Source organism: Thiohalorhabdus sp. Cl-TMA, assembly GCF_041821045.1.
Classification (GTDB): domain Bacteria; phylum Pseudomonadota; class Gammaproteobacteria; order Thiohalorhabdales; family Thiohalorhabdaceae; genus Thiohalorhabdus; species Thiohalorhabdus methylotropha.
On the sequence record NZ_JBGUAW010000003.1, the window covers coordinates 352,838 to 376,875 of the forward strand.

The window sequence follows — 24,038 nt, forward strand, 5'->3', positions numbered from 1 at the left end:
TCGATTCAGTCCGTGGTGGCGCCCCGGCTCGCCTCGCCGGCCAGCTTGGCGTACTTGGCCAGCATCCCGCGGGTATACCGGGGCGCCGGCGGGCTCCACGCTTGCCGCCGACGCTCGATTTCCTCCTCGCTCAGCCGGGCCTCGAGCAGGCGCCGGTCGGCGTCGATGGTGATCTCGTCCCCTTCCCGAAGCAGTCCGATGGGCCCGCCGGCGGCCGCTTCCGGCGCCACGTGGCCCACCACCATGCCGTAGGTGCCGCCGGAGAAGCGGCCGTCCGTGATCAGGCCAACGGAGTCACCGAGTCCTTGACCCACCAGTGCCGAGGTGGGGCCCAGCATCTCGCGCATGCCCGGACCGCCCTTGGGGCCCTCGTTGCGGATCACCACCACGTCGCCCGCGCGGATCTCGCGGCCCTCGATGGCGTCCATGGCGGCGTCCTCCGAGTCGAAGATCCGCGCCGGGCCGGTGATGGTGGTGGTCTTCAGGCCGGAGATCTTGGCCACGGCGCCGCCGGGGGCCAGGTTGCCCTTGAGGATGGCCAGGTGTCCGCGGGCATAGACGGGATCGTCGAAGGGCCGGATGACCGCCTGTTCCGGGTCGGGATCCTCCGGAATCCCTTCCAGCACCTCGGCCACGGTGCGTCCGGTGACGGTGAGGCAGTCCCCGTGCAGCAGGTCGCGGGCGAGCAGCATCTTCATCACCTGCGGTACGCCGCCGGCGTGATGGAACTGGGTGGTGACGAAGCGGCCGGAGGGCTTGAGGTCGCAGAGCACCGGGACCTGCTGGCGGATGCGCTCGAAGTCGTCGATCTCCAGGTCCACCTCGGCGGCCCGGGCGATGGCGAGCAGATGGAGCACCGCGTTGGTGGAGCCGCCGAGGGCCATGACCACGGCGATGGCGTTCTCGAAGGCCGCTCGGGTCAGGATGTCGCGGGGCAGGATCTGCTCGTGGATGGCATGGGCGAGGGCGCGGGCGGATTCCTCCGCGGACTTGGCCTTCTCCTCGTCCTCGGCGGCCATGGTGGAGGAATAGGGCAGGCTCATGCCCATGGCCTCGAAGGCGGAGGACATGGTGTTGGCGGTGAACATGCCGCCGCAGGAGCCCGCGCCGGGGCAGGCGTTGCGCTCCACGCCCTTGAGGTCCTCCTCGGCCAGGTTTTGGGCCTGGTATTTCCCCACCGCCTCGAAGGCGGAGACGATGGTGAGGTCCTCGCCTTTGTACCAGCCCGGCTTGATGGTCCCGCCGTAGACGAATACCGCCGGGATGTTCATGCGGGCGATGCCGATCATGGCGCCGGGCATGTTCTTGTCGCAGCCCCCCAGGGCGATCACCCCGTCCATGGACTGGCCCTGGCACACCGTCTCGATGGAGTCGGCGATCACCTCCCGGGACACCAGGGAGTACTTCATGCCCTCGGTGCCCATGGAGATGCCGTCGGAGATGGTGATGGTGCCGAACAGCTGGGGCATGGCCCCGGCCTCGCGCAGGGCCTCCTCGGCGCGGTGGGCCTGATCGCCGATTTTCACGTTGCAGGGGGTGATGGTGCTGTGTCCGCTGGCGACGCCGACGATGGGCTTGTTGAAGTCCTCGTCTCCGAAGCCCACGGCGCGCAGCATGGCGCGGTTGGGGGTTCGCCGCACCCCGTCGGTGGTGGCGCGGCTACGGCGGTTATCCGGCATGGCGTTTGGTGCCCTTAGTTTGTCCCGTTTGGGTTTTCGGGATTGCCCTTATGCAGGATGCTGGTAACTGTTCCAGCGAACAATCCCTACCAGACTAATCGGATCGGGGCCCGAATGATGCCCCCTTCCCGTCCCTCGTGGCCGCGAGGCGACGGATGGGCCGGGGCGTCCGTCCCCGATCCGGACCATTCCGCCGCTCAGGACGTTACCTGCGAGAGGTCGCGCACGGCGCCGCGGGCGGCGGAGGTGGTCAGCGCCGCGTAGGCGCGCAGCGCCTGGGAGACGGGCCGTTCGCGGTCCACGGGCTTCCAGGCCCCGGCGCCGCGCTCCGCCATCGCCGTCCGTCGGCGCCCCAGCTCCGCTTCGTCGGCATCGATGTCGATGGTACGCCCCGGGATGTCGATGACCACCGTGTCGCCCTCCTCCACCAGGCCGATGGGGCCGCCCTGGGCGGCCTCCGGGGAGACGTGGCCGATGGAGAGTCCCGAGGTGCCGCCGGAGAAGCGGCCGTCGGTGATCAGGGCGCATTCGGCCCCGAGCCCCTTGGACTTCAGGTAGCTTGTGGGGTAGAGCATCTCCTGCATGCCCGGGCCGCCCTTGGGCCCCTCATAGCGGATGATCACCACGTCGCCCGGATTGATCTTATCCCCCAGGATGGCCTCCACGGCGGCATCCTGGCTCTCGAAGATGCGTGCCGGGCCGGTGAACTGGAGGATGGACGCATCCACCCCGGCGGTCTTCACGATGCAGCCCTCGGGGGCCAAGTTGCCGTAGAGCACCGCCAGGCCGCCGTCGGGGCTGTAGGCGTGCGCCACGTCGCGGATGCAGCCGTCCTCGCGATCCAGGTCCAGGGACGGCCAGCGGGTGGCCTGGAAGAAGGGGTCCTGGCTGGGGATGCCGGCCGGTCCGGCCAGGTAGCGGGTGACCACCGCCTCGTCGTCCGTGCGGTGGATGTCCCAGCGGGCCAAGGCGTCGCCCATGGTGGGGCTATGCACCGTTGGCAGCTCCGTGTGCAGCAGTCCCCCCCGGTCCAGCTCGCCCAGGATGCCCATGACGCCGCCGGCGCGGTGGACGTCCTCCATGTGGTACTGGTTGCTCGAGGGCGCCACCTTGGACAGGTGCGGCACATACCGCGACAGCCGGTCGATGTCGGCCATGTCGAAATCCACCTCGCCCTCGCGGGCCGCCGCCAGCAGGTGCAGCACCGTGTTGGTGGAGCCGCCCATGGCGATGTCCAGAGACATGGCGTTCTCGAAGGCCTCGAACGTGGCGATGGAGCGCGGCAGCACGGAGCTATCGTCACCCTCGTAGTAGCGCTTGGCCAGATCCACCACCAGCTCGCCGGCCTGCTCGAACAAGGCCTTGCGGTCGGCGTGGGTGGCCAGCAGCGAGCCGTTGCCCGGCAGCGAGAGGCCCAGCGCCTCGGTGAGGCAGTTCATGGAATTGGCGGTGAACATGCCGGAGCAGGAGCCGCAGGTGGGGCAGGCGGAACGCTCCACATTCTCCATGTCGTCGTCGGACAGCTCCGGGTTCACGGCGTAGACCATGGCGTCCACCAGGTCGAGCTTGGTGTCCTTGCCCGCCAGCTTGGTCTTGCCCGCCTCCATGGGCCCGCCCGAGACGAACACCACCGGGATGTTCAGGCGCATGGCGGCGTTGAGCATGCCCGGGGTGATCTTGTCGCAGTTGGATATGCACACCAGGGCGTCGGCGCAGTGGGCATTCACCATGTACTCGATGGAGTCGGCGATCAGCTCCCGCGAGGGCAGGCTGTAGAGCATGCCGCCGTGGCCCATGGCGATGCCGTCGTCCACGGCGATGGTGTCGAACTCCTTGGCGATGCCGCCCGCCTCTTCCACCGCTCCGGCCACCAGCTGACCCAGATCCTTGAGATGGACGTGGCCGGGCACGAACTGGGTAAAGGAGTTGGCCACGGCGACGATGGGCTTGCCGAAGTCGTCGTCGGTGACGCCGGTGGCCCGCCACAGGGCGCGCGCGCCGGCCATGTTGCGGCCGTGGGTGGTGGTGCGGGAGCGGTATTGCGGCATGGGGGTCGTCTCCGGGGGCTAAGTCGATGAGGAACCGCCAAGAAGGCTTAAAGAACAATACCCTAAATCGGGATGTAGGAGCGGCGTCCCCGCCGCGACCTACCGAAATAGGCATCCAACCCGAAAGGCGTCGCGGCGGGGACGCCGCTCCTACAGGGGGTGCGGTTTCGGGCCGTTTTCCTCGGCGCGCTTGGCGTCCTTGGCGGTTTGGTGTTTTCTGTTTTTCGTTTAAGAAGCAGCGTGCTCCTTCGCCAGCGCCCGCAGCTTGGGCACCTCCAGCCCCGCCTCGTCGGCGTAGCCGATGGCCCGCGCCAGGCGGGCCGGCGCGGAGCGGCCGGTGTTGCCGTGCTCGGGGTCGGCGAGCATGGCCTCGGCCATGCCGGCCACCAGCCGCTCGCGCTCCAGCTCGGCCCCGGTGAGCCAGGCCTGGATGTCCATGATCTCGTCGGCCACCTGGTGGGCGAGCTCGCGGTGGTGGTTCCACAGCGTGCCCGTGGTGCCCCCGGTCTCCAGGCCGGCGATGTTGGTGGTGAGGATATAGACGTTCTTGCGCACCAGCTCGAAGAGCATCTCCTCGTAGTCCTCCACCCGGCGCGCTGGGATGCCGATGCTGTCCAGGGCGTTCACCAGCAGGCCGGCGTTGGGGCCGTAGGCGGGCGAGGCGATGATGGGGTTCACTGCCTTGCCGGGCTTCTTCTCGAACCACACGGCGCTCGCGGTGGGCTGCGGCAGGTCGTGCGCCTCCCAGTCCCGCGGCAGCAGCTCGTTCTGGATCAGCCCTACCCGGTCTGCCCAGGCGGCGGGCAGGTGCGCCAGGGTGGGATGCAGGTCCTTCTCCCCGACGGTCACCAGGACCAGGGCAGGCTCCGGGTAGCGCGCCGCCGCCTCCACCGGGTCCATGTCGCGCGTGACCGGGTACACGGCGTGTCCGGCGCGCAGCAGTCCGTGGGCGAAGACGCCGCCCATCTCGCCGACGCCGAGGAGTACGACGGGTGCCTGCATGGGATCCTCCCTTGTTTGCCAATCATGGTCGGGATTGCGGGGCTCCGCTTTTGCTTGTCGCGGCCGGAGGCCGCTCCCACAGGTACTTCCAGGGGGCCGGCGCAATTTGTGGGAGCGACTTCCGACCGCGACGTCTGGCCCACTGAATCGGGCTCCCAGCCCCCGAGGCGCTGACCGGGATGGCCGCTACTGCTCCCTGGCCTTTTCGCGGGCTTTCTCCAGCCGGCTGCGGGCCTGCTCCAGCTTCTGGCGGAGCGATTCGAGCTTCTCCTTGGCCTGCTTTTCCTGTTCCTTGAGCTTTTCGATGCGCTCCAGGTAGCGGACATAGTTCTGCTCGCTGCCCAAGCGCACCTTTTCGCCCTCGATGCGGTTCTGCCGGGCCTGCTCGTAGACCTTCCGCGCCTGTTCCACCCGCTTCTCCAGCTTCTGCACCTGGATCTCGGCCTGGGTGATGTTCACGTCCGAGGCGTCGGGGGGCTCGTCCTTCGGGGTATCGGACTGCTTCCGCCCGGAGGGGTCCGTGCTCGGGGCGCCCGATTTCATCTCGATGCGCTGGACGTCCTCGCGGCCCGGCGGCGGGGAATCGGCGTAGTGGACCGTGCCGTCGTCGTCGGTCCACTTGTAGATGACCTCGGCCGCCGCCGGTGCGGGGATCCAGGCGGCCAGCGCCAGGAGCAGGAGCGCGGTTCCCGGAACCGTATTCCCGTACGGCCTCCGGGTAGAGGCGGATAGTGGCATGGGTGACGAATCCCCATATTCCGTGGTTATGCCCCGCTCAAGGGGGCTTTGCCGCTCTCGCCGTGCGGCACGAACAGGGTCACCTGGACCTCGTGGACTTCCGTTTCGGCGCAGATCTCCCGGCGGAGCCGCTCGGCGATCTCGTAGGCCTCCGCCAGGGTGCGGTTCGGATCCACCTCCACGGCCAGCTCCAGGGTGACGCGTCCGTCCAGATAGTGGACGGTATGGTCCCGGATGGCGAGGGGGTGCGCCCGGGCCTCGATGCGGCGGCGCACCTCGGCCATGATCTGGTCCCGGTTGGGGAGGAGCGGCGCGCCCTGCTCGTCGTTCTCCGGGTCCACGTGCACCAGCACCTCGGAGACCTCCGGGTGCTGCTGAATGACGTGCTTGCGCACCCGCTCCGCGATCTGGTGGCCCTCGGAGACGCTCACCGTCCCGGGCACCTGCACGTGCACGTCCACCAGCACCTCCGGCCCCATGCGCCGGGTCTTGAGATTGTGCACGGATTTGACCCCCTCGACGCGGAGCATCAAGCGCCGGATCTGCTCCACTTCCTGCTGGTCCAGGGCGGTGTCCACCAGCTCCTTGATGGCGTCCCAGCCGAGCTTGCCGCCCGCCCAGACCACCATGAAGGCCACCGCCACGGCGGCCACCGTGTCCAGTACCGCCCAGCCCATCATGGAGCCTGCAATGCCGGCCAGCGCGGCCACCGAGGAAAGGGCGTCGGTGCGGTGGTGCCAGGCGTTGGCCACCACCGTGGTGGCCTGATACCGGCGGCCGATGCGCACCTGGATCCGGTACAGCCACTCGTTGGCGCCGATGGAGAACAGGGCGGCCACCAGCGCCGGCCAGGTGGGCAGCGGGACCTCGCCCGCGGCCAGGCGGACGGCCGCGTTGATGGCGATGCCCAGCCCGGCGCCAATGAGGATCAGGCCCAGCAGCACCGTGGCCAGAGTCTCGAAGCGGCCGTGGCCGTAGGGGTGGTCGGCGTCCGGCTCGCGGGCCCCCATGCGTACCGCCGCCAGCACCAGGGCGTCGGTGAGCAGGTCGGACAGGGAGTGCAGCCCGTCGGCGATGAGCGCCTGGGAGCTGGCCAGTACTCCGATAACGGTCTTCACCGCCGCCAGCACCAGGTTGGTGACCGCGCCGATAAGGGTCACCTTCTGGGCGGCTTCGGTGCGCTCGGGGTCGGTGGCGGCAGACCCCGGCCCGGTCTCAGGCGCCTCCGTCATCGTCTCCGTGCACTTGCAGAACCACTACCAGCTCCTCGCCCTCCTCGCGCGCCTCGAGCACGGTATGGCCGTGGACACGGCTCCAGGCCGGGATGTCGTGCAGCACCCCCGGATCGCTGGCTCGGACCTCCAGCACCGTACCCGGTGCGAGCTCGGCCACCCGCTCCCCGGTGCGGATCACCGGCATGGGGCAAAGCATACTGCGGGCGTCGAGGAATTCCCGCTGCGCTTCTTCAGACATGCCATTCCTCGGGAATCTGCGCGGGGGGCATGGGCGCCACCTCGGTGACGTAGGGCTCGCCCCCCGGCGGGGTGATCTCCGCGCGGACGCGGTCGGCGCTGCGGCCCTTGCCGTAGCGGGCGGTGATGCGCGCGGCCATCTGCAGGTCGGAGTCGTCGGGCTCGCCCTGCACCAGCGCCAACGGCCCCGGGAAGTCCAGGTCCCGTACGGCGTGGAAGCGCTTGCGGTAGCCGTTCATGAAGCGGTTCTCGCCGTCCTCGCGAGCGATGATCAGCTTGTAGTTCGGTGCCGGACGCAGGTGTCGCCCCATCTTCAGGAGCATGATGTCGTCCAGGTCGTATTCCTTCTTGCCCCGGACGTTCCAGAGATCCGCCAGCTTGCGCGAGAAGTTCTCGTCGGTGAGAAAACAGCAGCCGCCGGCCGGCTGGCTGTATTCCTCGAAGCCGAACTGGGCGGCGAGCTGCATCTGGGGCTTACGCGAACGGCCGGTGAACCCGTAAAGCCCCTCGCGGTCCACCCAGCCCTCGCGCTCGGGGAGGGTGGGCTCGAGCTGCTGGGCGCACAGGGGGCGCAGCAGGCGGTCGCCCGCGCCGGACTCGTCGGCGACCACCGGAAAGGTGTCGCGGCGCTGGGATTTGGGGCGCTGGCCGATGACCTCGCCGGTGATGATGAAGTCGAAGCCGTTGGCCTCCATCCATTCCCGAGCCTTGGCCACCATGAAGCCCTTGCAGTCCAGGCACGGGTTGAGGTTCTGGCCGTAGCCGTGCTTGGGGTTGGTCACCACGCCCACGTATTCCTGCGAGATGTCCACGATATGGAGCTTGATCCCCACCTGCTCGGCGGACCACAAGGCGTTGTTGCGCTTGGCCTTATCCTTGTCCTTCTGGCGGATGGCGTGGGTATGGCCCTCCACGCAGAAGCCGGTGAAGAAATTGATCGCCTCCACGTGGACGCCCTGGTCCTGCACCACCTTAGCGGCCAGCATCGAGTCCAGCCCGCCGGAGAGAAGCGCAACGGCCTTGGGCTGCGCGCTCATTCCGCTATCCTCCTGCATATTCGTGCTCCCGGCGCGAAGCCGGTACGGAAAAATTCGGGATGACACGGGTAAATCGGGCCCTGGAGGGGAGATTCCCTCAAGGGCCCGGTTACGCGTAGAATTTTACGCCTGGATGGTAACGTATTGCGGCAAAAAATTCCCCCGGAGAGGAAGCCCCACCCGTTTCCGGGCAAGGATTCCCATGTAGGAGACGTACATGAGCGAGGAAGGTTCCCGGATTCCCGACGAGGATCCCCAGGCGATTCTCGACCGCGCCCACGAACGGGCGCAGGAAGCGGGCAAGGAGTACCAGGGCGAGCTTACCCCGGAAGAGGCCTACGCCATCCTGGAGAAGCTGCCCAACGCCCAGCTGGTGGACGTGCGGACCCGCCCCGAGCGGGATTTCGTGGGGTATCCCACCCTGGGAACCCACGTGGAGTGGGAGACGTACCCGGGGATGGAGTACAACCCCGATTTCCCCGGCCAGCTCCAGAACGAGGTGGGCACGGATACCTCCCAGGTGCTGGTGTTCATGTGCCGCAGCGGTGCGCGCTCTGGAAAGGCGGCCGAGGCCATGACGAGCCAGGGGTATGCCCACTGCTACAATCTGATCCAGGGCTTCGAGGGCGACAAGGACGAGCAGGGTCATCGCGGCCGCAAGGGCGGCTGGCAGGCGGCCGGTCTGCCCTGGGAGCAGAAATAACCGCGCAGAAAGGGGCTGGTCGATGACCGACGCCTTGTTCGCCGAGGTTCCACTGTTCGCCGGCCTCTCCAGCGACAAGCTGGAGGCGCTGGAACGGCTCTCCCTGTCCCGCACCTACGAGCGGGGTGCGGTGATCTTCCGCCAGGGCGACCCGGCGGATGGCCTCTACCTGATCGAGACGGGCCGGGTGAAGCTCCAGCTCACGCAGCAGGACGGCGAGGAAGTGATCGTGGACCTGCTGGGCGAGGGGGAATACTTCGGCGAGATGGCCCTCATCGATGCCGAGCCCCGCTCCACCGGAGTGGTGGCGCTGCAGGAAACCGCAATCCGTTATCTCCCCAAGGCCGATTTCCGGCACTTTCTGAGCCGGTCGAACGAGCTGGCCCAGAGCCTGCTCCAGGGCATGACCGAGCGCCTGCGCAACGCCAACCGCATGATCGAGTCCCTTGCCACTCTGGACGTTTACGGCCGGGTGGCCCGCACCCTGATGCAGTACGCCGACCAGGAGGAAGGCCGACTGGTGGTCTCGGAGCCCCTAACCCAGCAGGACATCGCCCACATGGTGGGGGCCTCGCGGGAGATGGTGAACCGGGTCTTCCAGGATCTGGTGCGCCAGGGCCTGATCCGCCGCGAGGGCCGGACCATCGTCCTGAGCGGCTTCTCCGCAGAGGTGGCCTGACCCTCCCTTATCGCGGGCCGCCCCGGAGCCTGACCGTCCAGGCCAGGTGGAAGGTGATGTCCGGGGCGGTCTCCACCAGCAGGTCTTCCGATACACCGAGGCGCAGCTCCCCCCAGCCGGTCAGGTCGAGCCCCGCGCCCAGCCGGAATTCGCCCGCGGTTCCGCCCAGCGGACGAGCCGGGCTGTCGTAGAAGGGGGAATGGAGGTCCACCTGCCCCCGCAGGGTGATGGGCCTCCAGGGTCGGAAGCCTGCCGCCAACCGCCCGAATCCCGCCCAATTCCGGTGCAGCCCGGACAGGACTTCCGAGCCGGTCATGCCCAACAGACCCGCGGCGCCGTGCACGGCCACCTCGCCATGCGCGGTGGTAATCGAGCGGTTGGCGCCCACCCAGGCCGCCAGGTCCCAGCCGCCGCTTCCGAGCAGATGATCGGGGCTGCCGGTAGGGGCCTCCAGGCGGATTCCCAGTGTGGCCGGGGCCGTCCCGGCCTTGCCGCGCATCAGCGGCAGCCGCAGCCCCAGCGCCACGTCCCCCGGCCCGGATCGGTGCCGGTCCAGGAACACCCCTTCTCCGCCATTCCCGTCCCTTACCCGGAAGAGCACCGCGTTCCTTGGCCGGATGGGCCGGCCCCCCTGGGGGAGCCCCAGCAGGCGGTGCCAGGTATCGATGGGCTGATCCAGCGATCCCCCTGCGTGCCGTACATAGGGAGCCTCCAGCGTCCAGCCGCCCGTGCCCGCCGGAAGCGGTCCGGAAAGGGCCAGCGTGAGCCGCTGCGTCTCGCCGTCGAACAGCACGCCGGTGCCCGCGGCGGACTCGATGGTGTCGTGGCTGGCCCAGTCGAGGTGCAGCCGGGCGGTGAAAGGCTGTCGTCCAGGGGTGAGCGGCTCCGTGCTCCGCGGCAGGCCGTAGATGTGGGAAACCGGAGAGAGCGTCGCCGTGACGAAGGACGGGCGGAGGGGGTTGTCCGTCGCCGCCCGGGGCGGAGAGGAAGGCGCCAGGCAGGCCAGGATGCTCAAAATGGTGCCGAGGATCGGCGCCTTCCGGGGAATCTGTGTCAAAGCGCACAAACGGAGAGTTGCGGAATGAGGGAGGGATAGTACCTTAAAAGGCTTCCTTCGGGGACGGGATTGCTCGGTAGCTGTCGGGGAGCCCCTGCGGTTCGGGGCTCCCCGAAGCCGTTCGCTGCACGGGACGGGCCGGCTCCGGGGGAGTGAAGAAGTGGGTCGGCCGGTGCTCCGGTCCGGGCGAAAAAGGGGAAAACGGCAAAAGGAGGCCGTAATGAAGGGGGTTAAGGGTTCATTGTGCGCCGCTGCTCTAGTGACGCTGATCGCACTTTCCGCGTGCGGAGGCGGTAGTGGCGGCGGTGGTGGAGGGAGCGACGATCTGAGCGGGTACGATGCGAGCAGCCTGAGCGGCGTCACCATCGACAGCGGCAACGTCGATGAAGTGGGCGAGGTCGGGGGAAGCGGCGGGAAATCCCTCGGGGACCTCTCCAGCTCCGACTTCCAGGATCTGGTCATTAGCGGCGTGCACGGGGGCGGAGCGGAAGATTCCGGCCGGTCGGCCTCGGTGGCCGAGCTCACGCGCATTGCCATCACCAAGGTCCTGGAGCGTACCGACGGCTCCGCGAGCGTTGCGGGCCTGGTGCAGGAGGAAAACTGCGATTCCGGATCGGTGGCCGTGGTGGAGGAGGGTACGAGCAACGGCGCCCTCGATGCCGGGGACCGCTTCGAGGTGGATTTCGATAACTGCGTCATCACCTACGGCGGGTTCTCGAGCTTCACCTACGACGGCGGCTTCGAGCTGGAGGTGAAAACCCTCACGGGGGATATCAGCGACGATTCCGCCGATTGGAGCTACAAGTTCGTCCTGACCTACAAGCCCTGGTCCATCAAGGGCAGCGGCGGGTTCAGCATGGACCTGCTGATCGACGGGCAGCTGGTGCAGACGGGCAGTTGGAACAGTACTTCCGAGCTGCTCACGGTGGGGCTGACCACCGGGTCGGACAAGGATTACTGGGTTTTCCGGGACAACGAAACGGATGTGGTGATCGGCTACGCGGACTTCGATGCGCAGCACGAGATCGACAAGTCCGGCAGTACCAACACCTTCGAAACCACCATTACCTCCACGCACATCACCGGCAGTGCCGGGGTGCTGGGGGACGGTTCCTATCGGATCACGGTGAACACCGAGTCGGGCAAGCCGCTCGCGGGGGATGTGAACGGCAACCCGAGCTCCGGCGTGGTGACCATTTCCGGCGCCGGCGGGGCCCGTGCCCGGGTGGATGCCGGCGATGGCGCCTGTAACCCGGGGACCAGCTACATGCTTCTGTTCGATGATGGCTCGGGCTTCACTTCGAAGGGATGCAAGAACTGGGATTAGCCTGTTCCGTCCTGCCAACCCGAAAAGGGCGGCCTGGGGCCGCCCTTTTCGTTTTTCGGTCCGGTGGGCTCCCGATGGCAATGCCGAGAGCGGCTGGTAAGCCGGAGGGGCGGAAAAGGCGCTGCGAAAAGCCGATGGCGTGCGGGAAGGCGGACGCCCCCTTCCGGTTCGAAGGGGGCCAGGATGAGACCGCGGGCCGGGTCCCGCTGGCCGTTCGCGAGGCTCCGCTCAGCTCTGGCAGGCCGGACAGAAGACGGAAGCCCGCCCCTGGATCTGGCGCTTCTCCAGCGGACCGCCGCACTTGGGGCAGTCCTCGCGCTCCTCGGAACGTGCCCGTGTCAGGAAGGACTTGGGGAGCTGCTGGGGGTTGGCCTGGCACTGCACGGCCTTCTGCAGGGTGGCCCGGACCGCCTCGCGCAGCCGGTCGGCTTCCTCGTCGCCGAGGTCCGAGGCGCGGCGGTCGGGTCGGATGCCCGCCTGGAACAGGATCTCGTCGGTGAACAGGGGGCCGAGGCCGGCGATCAGGGTGGGCTCCAGCAACAGGCCCTTGATTTGGGCGCGGCGGGCCTGCAGGGCTTCCCGCCACTCCTCCGGATCCGGGCTCCCGTTGAGGGCGTCGGGGCCGAAAGTGCCTAGGTCCGGCACTTCCTCTTCGTCCTGGATGAGGGTCAGCCAGGTGCGTGCCTGGGGGTCCACCACCGCAAGGCCGCCGCCGTCCTGGAACAGGAGGCCCAGGCGGGTGTTCTTCGGGGGCTCTTCCTGGGGCCGGACCTGCTGGATCGCGGCGCTATTGCTCAGGCTGAGCAGCAAGACGCCCTTCTGGGCGACCTCAAGGAGGAGGTAGTGCCCGAAGCGGGCGATACCGGTGAAGGAGGCGCCGAGCAGCCCCGCCCGCAGCTCTTCGGAGGGGAAATCCCGCAAGAGGCGCTCGTCCAGCACCGTGAATGCCTGGAGCGGCCGATTGAGGATTTTCGGATCGAGGCGTTGGCGGCTGATTTCGAGTTCGGGTAGTTCCGGCATGGTTTCCGTTCGTGGCGGAATGGGGGCCGAGCTGTCATGCTTCGGGTCTCGCGGAGCGAGAGGGTATCAGCTTCCCGGTGGGTGTGCATCGTCGGCCCGAGGAAATTTTGCCACGAATATGATACAAGGTTGTCGCATGAAACGGGCATCGGGCAGATCATGACAAATATTCCCTGGAATCCGCTAGCCTCCGCCCTGAACCGCGCCTCCACCCAGACGGGGGGTGCTGGTCGCGGGGACGCCGGTGCCGGGTTTCAGGCCCGGCTGGACGGCCTGACCGCCCGTGGGGGCGGCGTTCCCGACGGCAGCCCCCTGGATGCGCGCCTGCTTGCGACACTGGCCCGGCTGGTGCAGCAGCGCCTCGCCTACGGCGGCATGGCCATCCTTTCCGGCGGCCAATCCCCCGGCGGCATGGGGGGCATGGGCTCCGGAGGGGGCATCTTCGCCGGTCTGTCCGGCTGGGGAGCCGCCGGGGCCCCCGGAGGCCGCCAGCAGGCGCAGCCGGCCCGGCTTTCCGAGGCCCTCTCCCGGCTGACCGGACGGGCCGCCGCCCCGGAGTCTGAGTCCGGCGGCGCGCCGGGGGCGAGCGCGGCACCCGCCGCTCCGGGAAGCGCTTCCGGTGCGTCGAACAAGTCCGCCCGGGTGGACTCCGAAGAAGGATCCGACAATGCTGATGCGCCCCCCGAGCGCAAGGAGGGCGGCACGGTGAAGACGGCCGTGGCGCCCGCCGCCTCGGAAGAGGAGGAGGGCCCCTACGCGGACCTGATCCGCGAGGCCTCGGACCGCCACGACCTTCCCGAGGAGCTGATCCGCTCGGTGATCCGCGTGGAAAGCGACTTCCAGCACGACGCGGTCTCCTCCGCCGGCGCCCAGGGCCTCATGCAGCTCATGCCCGAGACCGCCAAGGACCTGGGCGTCACCGATCCCTTCGATCCGCGGCAGAACATCATGGGTGGCAGCCGCTACCTCAAGCAGCTGCTGAGCCGTTACGACGGCGACCGGGACATGGCGCTGGCCGCCTACAACTGGGGCATGGGCAACCTGGAGCGCCATCCCGAGCGCATGCCCGACGAGACCGTGCGCTACGTCCACAAGGTCAACAGCCTGCTCGCCTGAAACCGCACGCCGGCGGCGCGTTGTGGGGGCGACCTCCGGTCGCGACGCCGTTGCCGAACGATGTTGCGGGCTTTTTCCGCATGTCGTGACCGGAGGCCGCTCCCCCATAAGCTGGCCGGGCTGTGTCCCCGTTCTATCATGAAAGGCTTGGGGAGGCCGTTCCCTCAAAGGCGGGTCGGATCCTGTCTCCGCCCCCGACTTCCGCCCACGGGCCGCGCTTCCGCGATTTGCCCGGCCTGTGTCACAATTCCGAGTTTCGGAGGTCCCGGCCCGCATCCGTGGTGCCGGGGCCTGTTCGTCAGGGGAACCCAAGATCGGCAGGACCGCCATGGAGCGTGAATACAACCCCCAAGCGGTAGAGCAGGCCGCCCAGGCCCGCTGGGAAGCGGAGGACGCCTTCGCCGTGGACGAGGATCCGGAGCGGGAGAAGTTCTACTGCCTCTCCATGTTCCCGTATCCCTCCGGGCGCCTGCACATGGGCCACGTGCGCAACTACACCATCGGCGACGTGATTGCCCGCTACCAGCGCATGGAGGGCAAGAACGTCCTCCAGCCCATGGGCTGGGACGCCTTCGGTCTGCCTGCCGAGAACGCCGCCATCAAGCACGGCACCTCCCCGGCGCGGTGGACCCGGGAGAACATCGAGGAGATGCGGGTCCAGCTCAAGCGCCTGGGCTTCGGCTACGACTGGAATCGCGAGCTCGCCACCTGCGACCCCGAATACTACAAGTGGGAGCAGTGGCTGTTCGTGCGCCTGCTCAAGGAGGGCTTGGCCTACCGCAAGCAGGCGGCGGTGAACTGGTGCCCCAATGACCAGACCGTGCTCGCCAACGAGCAAGTGGTGGAGGGGCTGTGCTGGCGCTGCGACACGCCGGTGGAGCGCCGCGAGATCGACCAGTGGTTCCTGCGCATCACCGACTACGCCGACGAGCTGCTGGACGAGCTGGACAACCTGCCCGGCTGGCCCGACGAGGTGCGGGCCATGCAGCGCAACTGGATCGGCCGCTCCGAGGGGGTGGAGGTTCGCTTCGACGTGGAGGCCGGCGATCGGGCGCTCTCGGTGTTCACCACCCGGCCCGACACCCTCATGGGCGTCACCTACGTGGCCGTGGCCCCGGAGCATCCCCTGGCTCAGAATGCTGCCGAGCGGGACGGCGACGTGGCCGCCTTCGTGGAGCGCATGCGCCACCGCTCCACCGCCGAGGGTGATCTGGAGGCCCAGGAGAAGGAGGGCATTCCCACCGGCGACTATGTGCTGCATCCCATTACCGGGGAGCGGCTTCCGGTCTACGCCGCCAACTTCGTGCTTATGGAATACGGCGAGGGCGCGGTGATGGCGGTTCCGGGGCACGACCAACGCGACTTCGAGTTCGCCGGCAAGTACGGCATCGACATCCGCGTGGTCATCACCCCGGAAGACGAGGAACTGGAGCCGTCCGGGATGGAGGAGGCCTTCACCGAGCCCGGCGTGCTGAAGAATTCCGGCGAATTCGACGGCCTCGATTCCGCCCGCGCCTTCGAGGCCATCGCCGACAAGCTGGCGGCCCTTGGCAAGGGCGAGCGCCGGGTCAACTATCGGCTGCGCGATTGGGGCGTCTCCCGCCAGCGTTACTGGGGCGCGCCCATCCCGGTGGTGCACTGCGATTCCTGCGGGGCGGTCCCGGTGCCGGAGGAGGACCTGCCGGTGGTGCTGCCCGAGCTGGAGCTCCACGAGGCCGGCTCGCCGCTCAAGCAAACCCCGGAATTCCACGAAACCGCCTGCCCGGAGTGCGGCGGCGCGGCGGTACGCGAGACCGATACCTTCGACACCTTCATGGAATCCTCCTGGTACTTCGCCCGCTACGCCTGCCCGGACAGCGAGCAGGCCATGGTGGACGGACGGGCCCACTACTGGCTGCCCGTGGACCAGTACGTGGGCGGGGTGGAGCACGCCGTGCTGCACCTGCTGTACGCGCGCTTCTTCAACAAGCTCATGCGCGACGCCGGCCTCCTGGAGAACGACGAGCCGTTCAGCCGCCTGCTGACCCAGGGCATGGTGCTCAAGGAAGGCGCCAAGATGTCCAAGTCCAAGGGCAACGTGGTGGATCCGCAGGAGATGATCGACCGCTTCGGCGCCGACACCGTGCGGCTGTTCATCCTGTTCGCCGCCCCGCCCGACCAGGCCCTGGAGTGGCACGAGGAGGGCGTCCAGGGTATGCACCGCTTCCTCCATCGGCTGTGGCGGCTGGTGGCGGGCTTCGCGGAGGCTGGTCCCGCCCCGGCGCTGCCCGCCGAGCTTCCCGAGGAGGCCGTGGAGCTGCGCCACCAGGTCCATCAGCTGGTCCAGCGCGCCAGCCAGGACGTGCGCGAGCGCTACCACTTCAATACCGCGGTGGCGGCGGCCATGGAGATCACCAACGCCCTTGGCAAGCAGGCGGAGAACGGAGACCCGGCCATGCGGGCGGTGGTGGGCGAGGGCCTGGGTGCCGTGGTGCGCCTGCTCGCGCCCATGACCCCACACATCGCCAGCGCCCTTTGGCAGGGGCTCGGCGGGGAGGGCGCCGTGGAGCGGGCCGCCTGGCCCGAGGCCGATCCGGTCGCCCTGGAGCGCGATACCGTGCAGCTGGTGGTGCAGGTGAACGGCAAGAACCGCGCCCAGATCCAGGTGCCCGCCGACGCCGGCGAGGAGACCATCCGTGAGCAGGCCCTGGCCAACGAGCGGATCCGTGAGCTCGTGGGCGAGACCCCGGTGCGCAAGGTGATCGTTGTGCCGGACAAGCTGGTGAACGTGGTGGCCAAATGAAGGGTGGGCCGCTTTTGGGGCGGATGCTGCTGTTCGCGGTGCTCGTCGCCCTGACGGCCTGCGGCTACCGCTTCCCCGGAGGCGGCGGCTTCCCGGGCGGCATTCAGAGCGTCTACCTGGAGGTGGACCCGGAGGATTCGCCCCTGGCCCAGGCCCTGGAGGAGACCCTAAGCCGCGACCGCAACGTGGAGCTGGTCGCGTCCCCGGCGGCGGCCGATGCGGTGCTGCAGGTGCAGGGCGGCGAGATCAGCAGCAGCTCCGCGGCCATCGGCGAATCCGGCGTGGCCACGGAGTACGAGGTGGCGGTGCGCGCCGATTATCGCCTGATCCGGGACCGGGCCGCGGGCGACGGGGGAGCGCGAGAGCCGGCGGAAGAAGCCGCCGGCGAGCAGGACCGGGAGGCCGCGGCCGCGCCGGAAACGGAAGGGGCCGCCGACGGGGCCCCGGCCCGCGGTCCCGTGGTGATCCGCAAGCGCGAAGGCCTGGAGGTGACCAGCACCTATCCCTTCGACGCCGGCTCCAACCCGGCGGCGGAGGAGGCCAACAAGCGACGGGCCGGGCGGCAGGCGGCGGAGGAGCTGGCGGACCGCATCTTGGAGTCCATCAAGACCGGCTTCTAGGGCGCTTCCCCGGTGCGCTACCTCGTCTGTGGGATCGGCCTCCGGCCGCGACTTGCCGGAAGGACCTATTCATCGCGGTCATGGACCGTTCCCGCAAGCCTCCGCAGGCAAGGGCGGGGCAGGCAAATGCGAGCCACAATACCGAGGAAGCCCTGACCATGGCCCTGCGCTCCGTCGAGGAACTGGAAAAGCGTCTGCGGGGCTCTGCACCGCCGGTGGTCCTGGTCCACAGCGACGCCCCGCTCCTGCGGGAGGAGGCGGCGCGCAGCGTGCGGTCCGCCGTGCTGGCGGATCCCGAGGTGGAGCGTCACGCCTTCCGGGCGGACGACCAGGTGGACTACACCGTCATCCGCCAGGAGCTGGCGGCGCCCTCCCTGTTCGCCGCCCGGCGCCTGGTGGAGATCCATTACGGGGGCGGGGCGCCCAAGGACGAGGGCGGCAAGTGGCTGCAGGAGTACTGCGCGAATCCCGCGCCGGACGTGGTTCTGTTGCTGACCACCGGGTACCAGTCCAAGCAGGCCCAGAAGAAGAAATGGTTCCAGGCGGTGGAGGCCGCCGGCGAGACGCTGGCCCTGTTCGCGCCGCGCCGGGGGGAGCTCCCCAACTGGCTGCGCGGGCGGCTGGCCGCGCACGGTCTGGAGGTTTCGCGGGATGCCCTCACCCTGTTGGCGGAACGGGTGGAGGGCAACCTGGAGGCCGCCGCCGGGGAGGTGGAGAAGCTGGTGCTCCACGTGGGCGGTGGTCCGGCGACTCTCGACACGGACGCCGTGCTGGCGGCGGTGGGGGACCAGGCCCGTTTCTCGGTCTTCGACCTCGCCGAGGCGGCGCTGGCCCGCGAGCCCCGGCGGGTGGTGCGGGCGCTCGGCGCCCTGCGCGCGGAGGGCACCGAGCTGCCGCCGCTGGTGGGCGCCCTGGCCCGGGAGGTGCGCAACCTGATTATCCTTCGGGACCGCTATCGGCGCGGCGGGGACCTGGAAGCCGCCTGCAAGGAGCTGCGGCTGTTCCCGCCGCGCAAGCAGGTGGCCCAGAAGCTGGCCCGCACGCTCCGAGACGGCGAGGCGGAGGCCGTGCTGCAGGCGCTCGCCCGGGTGGACCGCATGAGCAAGGGGGTAGCGGGCGGTGATCCCTGGAGCACCCTGGAGAATGCCGTGCTGGCGCTGGCCGGCGTGGATACGGGGCTGGTGGCAGAGGCTTGAGACACAAGGTGCCCACTCTGGCGGGTCGGGGCTCCGCGGCCTAAGGGAGTCCATGTGGGAGCGGCCGCCCCCGCCGCGATCGAACCTGCCGGATCCTTCGGGGCTGCTTCCCGAACGGGTGTGAATGGAAGGCCGCAAATGCAGAAGCGGTTCAGGGAGAGAGGACCATGGACGACGTTACCGCATACGTGCAGGAGCTGGGCCGCTCGGCCCGCGAGGCGGCTCGGCAGATGAACCGGCTCGATCCGGGGCTGAAGGACCGTGCCCTGCTGACCATGGCGGACCGCATCGAGGCCCAGGCCGCGGATATCCAAGCTGCAAACCGCGAGGACCTGGAACGGGCACGTGCCGAGGGGCTGGACCCCGCCCTGGTGGATCGCCTGGAGCTCACCGGAGACCGGGTGGCGGCCATGGCGGACGGCCTTCGGCAGGTGGCCGGGCTGCCGGACCCGGTGGGCGCCATCAACGGCCTGAGCACGCGGCCCAGCGGCATCCAGGTGGGCAAGATGCGCGTGCCCCTGGGCGTCATCGGTATCATCTACGAGTCGCGTCCCAACGTCACCGCCGACGCCGCGGCGCTGTGCCTGAAGTCCGGCAATGCCGCCATCCTGCGCGGCGGCAAGGAGGCCCTCTCCTCCAACCGCGCCATCAGCCATATCATGCGCACGGTGCTTGCCGAGGTGGGCCTGCCCGAGGGGGTGGTGTCCGTGATCGATACCCCGGACCGCGCCGCGGTGGGCGCTTTGCTGACCATGCCGGAATACGTGGACATCATCATCCCGCGCGGCGGCAAGGGCCTCATCGAGCGCGTTGCTGCTGATTCCCAGGTGCCGGTGATCAAGCACCTGGAGGGGGTGTGCCACACCTATATCGACGCCGACGCGGACCTGGACCAGGCCGCGTCTATCGCCCTCAACGCCAAGACCCAGCGCTACGGTACCTGCAACACCATGGAGACCCTACTGGTGGACGCGGCGGTGGCCGAATCGGTGCTGCCCCATCTCGGCGAGCGGTTCCGGGACGCCGGCGTGGAGCTGCGCGGCTGTTCCCGGACCCGGGAGCTGGTGCCCGGCGCGGCGGAGGCCAGCGAGGAGGACTGGTCCACCGAGTACCTGGGCCCCATCCTTGCGGTCCGGGTGGTGGCGGACCTGGACGCGGCCCTGAGCCACATCGCCGAATACGGCTCCGGCCACACGGACGTGATCGTCACCGAGAGCTATTCGCGGGCGCGGCGCTTCCTCCGCGAGGTGGACTCCTCCTCGGTGATGGTGAACGCCTCCAGCCGCTTCGCCGACGGCTACGAGTACGGACTCGGCGCGGAGATCGGCATCTCCACCAACAAGCTCCACGCACGCGGCCCCGTGGGCCTCGAGGGCCTGACCACGGAGAAGTTCGTGGTCCTGGGCTCCGGCCAGACCCGCGGTTGAGCGCGCATTGAGCCCGGAGGCCGAAGCGCGCGATCCCTTGGAGGGAACAGGTCCGCTGCTGCTCCTGGGCGGGACCTTCGATCCCGTCCACTTCGGCCACCTGCGGCCGGGGGAGGAGGTTCGTCAGCGGGTGGGTGCGGAGCGGGTGGTGCTGGTGCCTTCCGGGGAGCCGCCGCACCGAACCGCCCCGAAGACCCCGGCGGCCCACCGCCTCGCCATGACCCGAAAGGCGGTTTCCGGCCATCCCACCCTGGGCGTGCTGGACTGGGAGGCGGAGGCCTCCGGTCCCTCGTACACGGTGCGTACCCTGGAATGGCTCAGGGAACGTTTGGGGGAGCGGCCCATACTAATTATTATAGGCAGTGACGCCTTCACCCAACTGAACCACTGGCACCAGTGGGAGCGCATGCTCGAGCTGACCCATATCGCCGCCGTTCGCCGTCCCGGAACCTCCCTGGAGGCGCTGGATCCGGAGCTTTCCGGCGCGTTGGAGGGCCGTTGGACGAAGGATCCTGCCGTGCTCCACGAACGTCCGGCCGGGTCGGTCATGGCCTTCGATGTGACCCGCCTCGATATCAGCGCCACCGCCATCCGGACCATGGTGGCGGCGGGGGAGAGCCCGCGCTTCCTGCTGCCCCAGCAAGTGGAGGAATACATCTCAGCCCATGGCCTCTATCGCCAAGAACCGTAAGCCGACCGCGAACAAGGAAGAAGCGGACCGCATGCTGGAGATCATCCAGACCGTCCTCGACGACCGCAAGGCCAAGGATGTCCAGACCCTGGATGTATCGGAGCGCAGCGGGTTCGCCGATTATTTCGTCATTGCCACCGGAACGTCGGATCGCCATGTGGGATCCATCGCCGACCACCTCCAGGAAGAGGTCAAGCATGCCGGTTTCCAGCCCAACGGCATCGAGGGCGCGGAGAGCGGTGACTGGATACTCCTCGACCTGGGTGGCGTGATCGTGCACGTCATGCGCGCCGAGACGCGGGCCTTCTACAACCTCGAAGAGCTCTGGACCGACATCCTGTCCGGGGAACCGGACAGCGGCTCCGGACCGGCCTCCGAGCACTAGGCCGGTCCGGCGCCCGGATGCGCGATTCCTCCTCCCTCTACCTCGCCAGCCGTTCGCCCCGCAGGGCGGAGCTCCTGGATCAGATCGGCGTCCCCCACCAGCCCGTGGAGTCCGAGGTGGACGAGGCTCCGCGGGCCGGGGAGCCGCCGGCTTCCTACGTGGAGCGCCTCGCTCGGGACAAGGCCATGGCCGGGGCCGGAGTCCTCGGCCTCCCGGACGGCCGAGGTACCCTGGTTCTGGGGGCGGACACCGCCATCGAGCTGGACGGAGCGATACTGGGTAAGCCCCAGGATCCCGGCGGTGCCCGCCGCCACCTTACCGCCCTCTCGGGACAGGAGCACGAGGTCCTGTCCGCGGTGGCCATCAGCGACGGACACACAACCGAAAGCCGCCTGAGCCGAACCCGGGTGCGCATGCGGGCGCTTGAGGCGGACGAGATCGAAGCCTACATCGAAACGGGCGAGCCCATGGACAAGGCCGGTGCCTACGCCATTCAAGGCCGGGGCGCCGTGTTCGTGGAGCGGATTACCGGAAGCTACTCCGCGGTCATGGGCCTGCCCCTGTACGAAACGGACCAGCTATTGCGGAGATTCGGGGCCGGGGCGTTTTGAGCGGGAGCGAGATCCTGATCAACGTGACCCCGCAGGAGGTGCGGGTCGCCATCGTCGAGAACGGCCTCCTGCAGGAGGTCCACATTGAGCGGCCCCGCTCGCGGGGGATCGTCGGCAACATCTACAAGGGGCGGGTGGGCCGGGTCCTGCCCGGCATGCAGGCGGCCTTCATCGACATCGGCCTGGAGAAGGCGGCCTTCCTGCACGCCTCCGACGTGCTGCCCCCGGAGGGCACGGATCTGCCGCGCAACGGCGAGGAGCCGAAGATCACCGACCTCTTGAGCGAGGGCGACGAGGTGGTGGTCCAGGCCAATAAGGACCCCCTGGGCACCAAGGGGGCGCGCGTTTCCACCCAGATCACCCTGCCGTCGCGCTTCCTGGTGTACATGCCCTACATCGAACGGGTGGGCGTGTCGCGCCGCATCGAGACGGCGGAGGAGCGCACCCGGCTCAAGGAGACCGTGGAGGCGCTCCATCCGCCCGAGGAGCCGGGCGGCTTCATCGTCCGTACGGTGAGCGAGGGGGTGCGCTCGGAGGAGTTCGAGCGCGACGTGCGCTTCCTGCGCCGCCTCTGGGAGTCCCTGCAGCAGGACATCCGCGCCGTGCGCGCGCCCGCGCTGGTGCACGAGGACTTCACGCTGCCCATGCGTGCCATGCGCGACATGGTGGACGAGCAGATGGACAAGGTGCGCATCGACTCCCGGGAGACCTGGGACCAGATCCAGACCTTCGCCCGCGACTTCGTCCCGGAGGTTGCCGACCGCATCGAGTACTACCCCGGCGAGCGGCCCATCTTCGACCTCTACTCGGTGGAGGAGGAGATCCAGCGCTCCCTGGACCGCACCGTCTACCTCAAGTCGGGGGGCTACCTGGTCATCGACCAGACCGAGGCGCTCACCTCCATCGACGTGAACACCGGCGGCTTCGTCGGCCGCAAGACCCTCGAGGAGACCATCCTCAAGACCAACCTCGAGGCCACCCAGGCCATCGCCCGCCAGCTCCGCCTGCGCAACCTGGGCGGCATAATCATCATCGACTTCATCGACATGGAGAAGTCCGACCACCAGGAGCGCGTGTTCCGCGCCCTGGAGTACGCGCTCTCCCGCGACCGCTCCAAGTCCCATCTGGTGGGCTTTTCCGAGCTCGGCCTGGTGGAGATGACCCGCAAGCGCACCCGCGAGTCGCTGGAGCGCACCATGACCGAGTCCTGTCCTTACTGCCAGGGCCGGGGCGTGGTGAAATCCCTCCAGACCGTCTGCTACGAGATCTTCCGCGAGACCCTGCGTGAAGCCCGCCAGTACCCCGCCGAGCAGCTCCTCATCCTGGCCAACCCCTCCGTGGTCGATCTCCTACTCGACGAGGAGAGCAAGGGCCTCGCCGACCTGGAGGCCTTCATCGGCAAGTCCATCACCCTGCGCTCCGAGGCCGGTTACACCCAGGAGCAGTTTGATGTGGTGGTGCTGTAGGGTTTTTTTCGGGATCAGGTAGCCAGCCTGTAACAGAGCAACGGCCCTCCTTGGTTTTGGAGGCCCCGCTTTGAATTTCCTTAGACCTTAACCGTTCTCTCCCATCAGTTATGGTCGATTGCCAGCCCGCTTGTTGATCATTTAAATCCCCGACACTGTTGACATTTTTTCATACCTATTTTGGGGTATTCCTAGATTGAAAAAAGGGGGGAGGTCTGAGGAGCTGCCTTGGACCTTCGTGCGGGACTATGGAGCACCTTGAAAGCGAATTACACCCCGAAGATTTCTTCTGGGCGCTGGCTAGTTCATGTCATTTGAACCGGATTCCCTTTGAGTCCGGACAAGCCCTGGAGTGTTTCCCTCCGCCTTACGATCAGGCCGAAATACTTTCGGCTTTGGGCGAATATGGCGTTGAGGCGGAAACAAAACAGATAGGAAAGCATGGCCTAGAGGGGCTGGATGTTCCTTGTCTAGCCTTTTTCCAGTCCGACGGTGATGAAGAAGCGGGTGAATGGGAAGAGCAGCAAGGTGAGGAGGAGTATGGAGGAAACACTGTTCGCCCTGCCCTAATAGTTGAATCCAATGAGAATAAGCTGACCTATTTCATCCCGGATGAGGAACAGCCTAGAACGCTGCCTATCTCGGCTTTCAAGGTGCATTTTAAATCTGAGGTGGTTGTCCTACGGGCAGTCGAAGACGATGGAGGCGCCGAACCGGAGGGTATAGAGAACAGACAGTCTTTCGGCTTCCGCTGGTTCATCCCCGAGCTGCTTCGCTACAAGCCCATTTGGCGGGACGTCCTGCTGGCTTCCTTGTTCATTCAGGTCCTGGGCCTTGCCACCCCCTTGTTCACCCAGGTCATCATCGACAAGGCCATCGTTCACGAGGCGCTGAACACCCTGGGTGTGATCGCCGTGGCGCTGTTCATGTTCATGGTCTTCAGCTCGGTAATGACCTGGGTCCGGCAGTACCTGATCATCCA

The 24,038-nt window shown here is 68.0% G+C and carries 21 protein-coding genes and 1 pseudogene; 13 read left to right on the forward strand and 9 right to left on the reverse strand.

The annotated features are described in order from the left end of the window. Positions 1 to 5: 5 nt before the first annotated feature. The 7 genes from ilvD (ACERLL_RS06040) to ACERLL_RS06070 all read right to left on the reverse strand — a co-directional run bounded on the left by ilvD (ACERLL_RS06040) (position 6) and on the right by ACERLL_RS06070 (position 7,976). Positions 6 to 1,679: a dihydroxy-acid dehydratase gene (gene ilvD, locus ACERLL_RS06040; RefSeq protein ID WP_373655170.1), complete on the reverse strand. Its 1,674-nt coding sequence runs from the start codon at positions 1,677 to 1,679 to the stop codon at positions 6 to 8. Between the two features lie 197 nt (positions 1,680 to 1,876). Next, positions 1,877 to 3,727, reverse strand: coding sequence for a dihydroxy-acid dehydratase (gene ilvD / locus ACERLL_RS06045; RefSeq protein WP_373655171.1), 1,851 nt, complete (start codon positions 3,725 to 3,727; stop codon positions 1,877 to 1,879). A 228-nt stretch (positions 3,728 to 3,955) separates the two neighbouring features. Then, complete coding sequence (locus ACERLL_RS06050; protein WP_373655172.1) at positions 3,956 to 4,729, reverse strand: Rossmann-fold NAD(P)-binding domain-containing protein; 774 nt, start codon at positions 4,727 to 4,729, stop codon at positions 3,956 to 3,958. Positions 4,730 to 4,915: 186 nt separating this feature from the next. Next, the gene (locus ACERLL_RS06055; protein WP_373655173.1) at positions 4,916 to 5,467 is read right to left on the reverse strand and encodes a DUF4124 domain-containing protein; all 552 of its coding nucleotides are present in this window, start codon (positions 5,465 to 5,467) and stop codon (positions 4,916 to 4,918) included. 26 nt (positions 5,468 to 5,493) lie between these two features. Next, positions 5,494 to 6,699, reverse strand: coding sequence for a cation diffusion facilitator family transporter (locus tag ACERLL_RS06060; protein ID WP_373655174.1), 1,206 nt, complete (start codon positions 6,697 to 6,699; stop codon positions 5,494 to 5,496). Beyond that, positions 6,683 to 6,940, reverse strand: coding sequence for a sulfurtransferase TusA family protein (locus ACERLL_RS06065; protein WP_373655175.1), 258 nt, complete (start codon positions 6,938 to 6,940; stop codon positions 6,683 to 6,685). The genes ACERLL_RS06060 and ACERLL_RS06065 overlap by 17 nt, the downstream gene beginning before the upstream one ends. After that, the gene (locus ACERLL_RS06070; protein WP_373655176.1) at positions 6,933 to 7,976 is read right to left on the reverse strand and encodes a tRNA (5-methylaminomethyl-2-thiouridylate)-methyltransferase; all 1,044 of its coding nucleotides are present in this window, start codon (positions 7,974 to 7,976) and stop codon (positions 6,933 to 6,935) included. The genes ACERLL_RS06065 and ACERLL_RS06070 overlap by 8 nt, the downstream gene beginning before the upstream one ends. Positions 7,977 to 8,193: 217 nt before the next feature. Here ACERLL_RS06070 and ACERLL_RS06075 point away from each other — a divergent pair, with 217 nt between their 5' ends. Both ACERLL_RS06075 and ACERLL_RS06080 read left to right on the forward strand, forming a co-directional pair. After that, positions 8,194 to 8,679, forward strand: coding sequence for a rhodanese-like domain-containing protein (locus ACERLL_RS06075; RefSeq protein WP_373655177.1), 486 nt, complete (start codon positions 8,194 to 8,196; stop codon positions 8,677 to 8,679). 22 nt (positions 8,680 to 8,701) lie between these two features. Then, positions 8,702 to 9,358, forward strand: a complete 657-nt coding sequence (locus ACERLL_RS06080) for a Crp/Fnr family transcriptional regulator (protein ID WP_373655178.1) — start codon at positions 8,702 to 8,704, stop codon at positions 9,356 to 9,358. Between the two features lie 7 nt (positions 9,359 to 9,365). On the opposite strand, the gene ACERLL_RS06085 is transcribed toward ACERLL_RS06080, so the two are convergent. Next, positions 9,366 to 10,373: a DUF3187 family protein gene (locus ACERLL_RS06085; RefSeq protein ID WP_373655179.1), complete on the reverse strand. Its 1,008-nt coding sequence runs from the start codon at positions 10,371 to 10,373 to the stop codon at positions 9,366 to 9,368. Positions 10,374 to 10,635: 262 nt separating this feature from the next. Between ACERLL_RS06085 and ACERLL_RS06090 the strand changes: the two genes are divergently transcribed. Then, a complete protein-coding gene (locus tag ACERLL_RS06090; RefSeq protein ID WP_373655180.1) occupies positions 10,636 to 11,742 on the forward strand; it encodes a hypothetical protein in 1,107 nt (368 codons plus the stop codon). A gap of 228 nt (positions 11,743 to 11,970) precedes the next feature. On the opposite strand, the gene ACERLL_RS06095 is transcribed toward ACERLL_RS06090, so the two are convergent. Then, positions 11,971 to 12,762: an Fpg/Nei family DNA glycosylase gene (locus ACERLL_RS06095; protein WP_373655181.1), complete on the reverse strand. Its 792-nt coding sequence runs from the start codon at positions 12,760 to 12,762 to the stop codon at positions 11,971 to 11,973. A 129-nt stretch (positions 12,763 to 12,891) separates the two neighbouring features. Here ACERLL_RS06095 and ACERLL_RS06100 point away from each other — a divergent pair, with 129 nt between their 5' ends. From ACERLL_RS06100 to ACERLL_RS06145, 10 genes and pseudogenes are all read left to right on the forward strand, one after another. Beyond that, positions 12,892 to 13,878 carry a lytic transglycosylase domain-containing protein gene (locus ACERLL_RS06100; RefSeq protein WP_373655182.1) on the forward strand — a complete coding sequence of 329 codons (987 nt, stop codon included), beginning with the start codon at positions 12,892 to 12,894 and terminating at the stop codon, positions 13,876 to 13,878. Between the two features lie 328 nt (positions 13,879 to 14,206). Further along, positions 14,207 to 16,660 carry a leucine--tRNA ligase gene (gene leuS, locus ACERLL_RS06105; RefSeq protein ID WP_373655183.1) on the forward strand — a complete coding sequence of 818 codons (2,454 nt, stop codon included), beginning with the start codon at positions 14,207 to 14,209 and terminating at the stop codon, positions 16,658 to 16,660. Next, entirely contained in the window at positions 16,657 to 17,280 is a 624-nt protein-coding gene (locus tag ACERLL_RS06110; protein WP_373655184.1) for an LPS-assembly lipoprotein LptE, read from the forward strand. Before leuS ends, ACERLL_RS06110 begins: the two co-directional genes overlap by 4 nt. 158 nt (positions 17,281 to 17,438) lie before the next feature. Next, positions 17,439 to 18,476: a DNA polymerase III subunit delta gene (holA, locus tag ACERLL_RS06115; protein ID WP_373655185.1), complete on the forward strand. Its 1,038-nt coding sequence runs from the start codon at positions 17,439 to 17,441 to the stop codon at positions 18,474 to 18,476. A gap of 167 nt (positions 18,477 to 18,643) precedes the next feature. Then, positions 18,644 to 19,903: a glutamate-5-semialdehyde dehydrogenase gene (locus tag ACERLL_RS06120; protein WP_373655186.1), complete on the forward strand. Its 1,260-nt coding sequence runs from the start codon at positions 18,644 to 18,646 to the stop codon at positions 19,901 to 19,903. A gap of 37 nt (positions 19,904 to 19,940) precedes the next feature. Beyond that, positions 19,941 to 20,594, forward strand: coding sequence for a nicotinate-nucleotide adenylyltransferase (nadD, locus tag ACERLL_RS06125; RefSeq protein WP_373655187.1), 654 nt, complete (start codon positions 19,941 to 19,943; stop codon positions 20,592 to 20,594). After that, the gene (gene rsfS / locus ACERLL_RS06130; RefSeq protein WP_373655188.1) at positions 20,569 to 20,979 is read left to right on the forward strand and encodes a ribosome silencing factor; all 411 of its coding nucleotides are present in this window, start codon (positions 20,569 to 20,571) and stop codon (positions 20,977 to 20,979) included. The genes nadD and rsfS overlap by 26 nt, the downstream gene beginning before the upstream one ends. A gap of 17 nt (positions 20,980 to 20,996) precedes the next feature. Further along, positions 20,997 to 21,590: a Maf family protein gene (locus ACERLL_RS06135; protein WP_373655189.1), complete on the forward strand. Its 594-nt coding sequence runs from the start codon at positions 20,997 to 20,999 to the stop codon at positions 21,588 to 21,590. Next, complete coding sequence (gene rng, locus ACERLL_RS06140; protein ID WP_373655190.1) at positions 21,587 to 23,056, forward strand: ribonuclease G; 1,470 nt, start codon at positions 21,587 to 21,589, stop codon at positions 23,054 to 23,056. The genes ACERLL_RS06135 and rng overlap by 4 nt, the downstream gene beginning before the upstream one ends. Before the next feature lie 248 nt (positions 23,057 to 23,304). Beyond that, a pseudogene (locus ACERLL_RS06145) lies at positions 23,305 to 24,038 on the forward strand (peptidase domain-containing ABC transporter); the annotation flags it as partial.

Bases quoted from the DNA above. Each gene is read 5' to 3' on its own strand.
- ilvD (WP_373655170.1), bottom strand. From the start codon at position 1,679: ATGCCGGATAACCGCCGTAGCCGCGCCACCACCGACGGGGTGCGGCGA.
- ilvD (WP_373655171.1), bottom strand. From the start codon at position 3,727: ATGCCGCAATACCGCTCCCGCACCACCACCCACGGCCGCAACATGGCC.
- ACERLL_RS06050 (WP_373655172.1), bottom strand. From the start codon at position 4,729: ATGCAGGCACCCGTCGTACTCCTCGGCGTCGGCGAGATGGGCGGCGTC.
- ACERLL_RS06055 (WP_373655173.1), bottom strand. From the start codon at position 5,467: ATGCCACTATCCGCCTCTACCCGGAGGCCGTACGGGAATACGGTTCCG.
- ACERLL_RS06060 (WP_373655174.1), bottom strand. From the start codon at position 6,699: ATGACGGAGGCGCCTGAGACCGGGCCGGGGTCTGCCGCCACCGACCCC.
- ACERLL_RS06065 (WP_373655175.1), bottom strand. From the start codon at position 6,940: ATGTCTGAAGAAGCGCAGCGGGAATTCCTCGACGCCCGCAGTATGCTT.
- ACERLL_RS06070 (WP_373655176.1), bottom strand. From the start codon at position 7,976: ATGAGCGCGCAGCCCAAGGCCGTTGCGCTTCTCTCCGGCGGGCTGGAC.
- ACERLL_RS06075 (WP_373655177.1), top strand. From the start codon at position 8,194: ATGAGCGAGGAAGGTTCCCGGATTCCCGACGAGGATCCCCAGGCGATT.
- ACERLL_RS06080 (WP_373655178.1), top strand. From the start codon at position 8,702: ATGACCGACGCCTTGTTCGCCGAGGTTCCACTGTTCGCCGGCCTCTCC.
- ACERLL_RS06090 (WP_373655180.1), top strand. From the start codon at position 10,636: ATGAAGGGGGTTAAGGGTTCATTGTGCGCCGCTGCTCTAGTGACGCTG.
- ACERLL_RS06095 (WP_373655181.1), bottom strand. From the start codon at position 12,762: ATGCCGGAACTACCCGAACTCGAAATCAGCCGCCAACGCCTCGATCCG.
- leuS (WP_373655183.1), top strand. From the start codon at position 14,207: ATGGAGCGTGAATACAACCCCCAAGCGGTAGAGCAGGCCGCCCAGGCC.
- ACERLL_RS06110 (WP_373655184.1), top strand. From the start codon at position 16,657: ATGAAGGGTGGGCCGCTTTTGGGGCGGATGCTGCTGTTCGCGGTGCTC.
- holA (WP_373655185.1), top strand. From the start codon at position 17,439: ATGGCCCTGCGCTCCGTCGAGGAACTGGAAAAGCGTCTGCGGGGCTCT.
- ACERLL_RS06120 (WP_373655186.1), top strand. From the start codon at position 18,644: ATGGACGACGTTACCGCATACGTGCAGGAGCTGGGCCGCTCGGCCCGC.
- rsfS (WP_373655188.1), top strand. From the start codon at position 20,569: ATGGCCTCTATCGCCAAGAACCGTAAGCCGACCGCGAACAAGGAAGAA.
- ACERLL_RS06135 (WP_373655189.1), top strand. From the start codon at position 20,997: ATGCGCGATTCCTCCTCCCTCTACCTCGCCAGCCGTTCGCCCCGCAGG.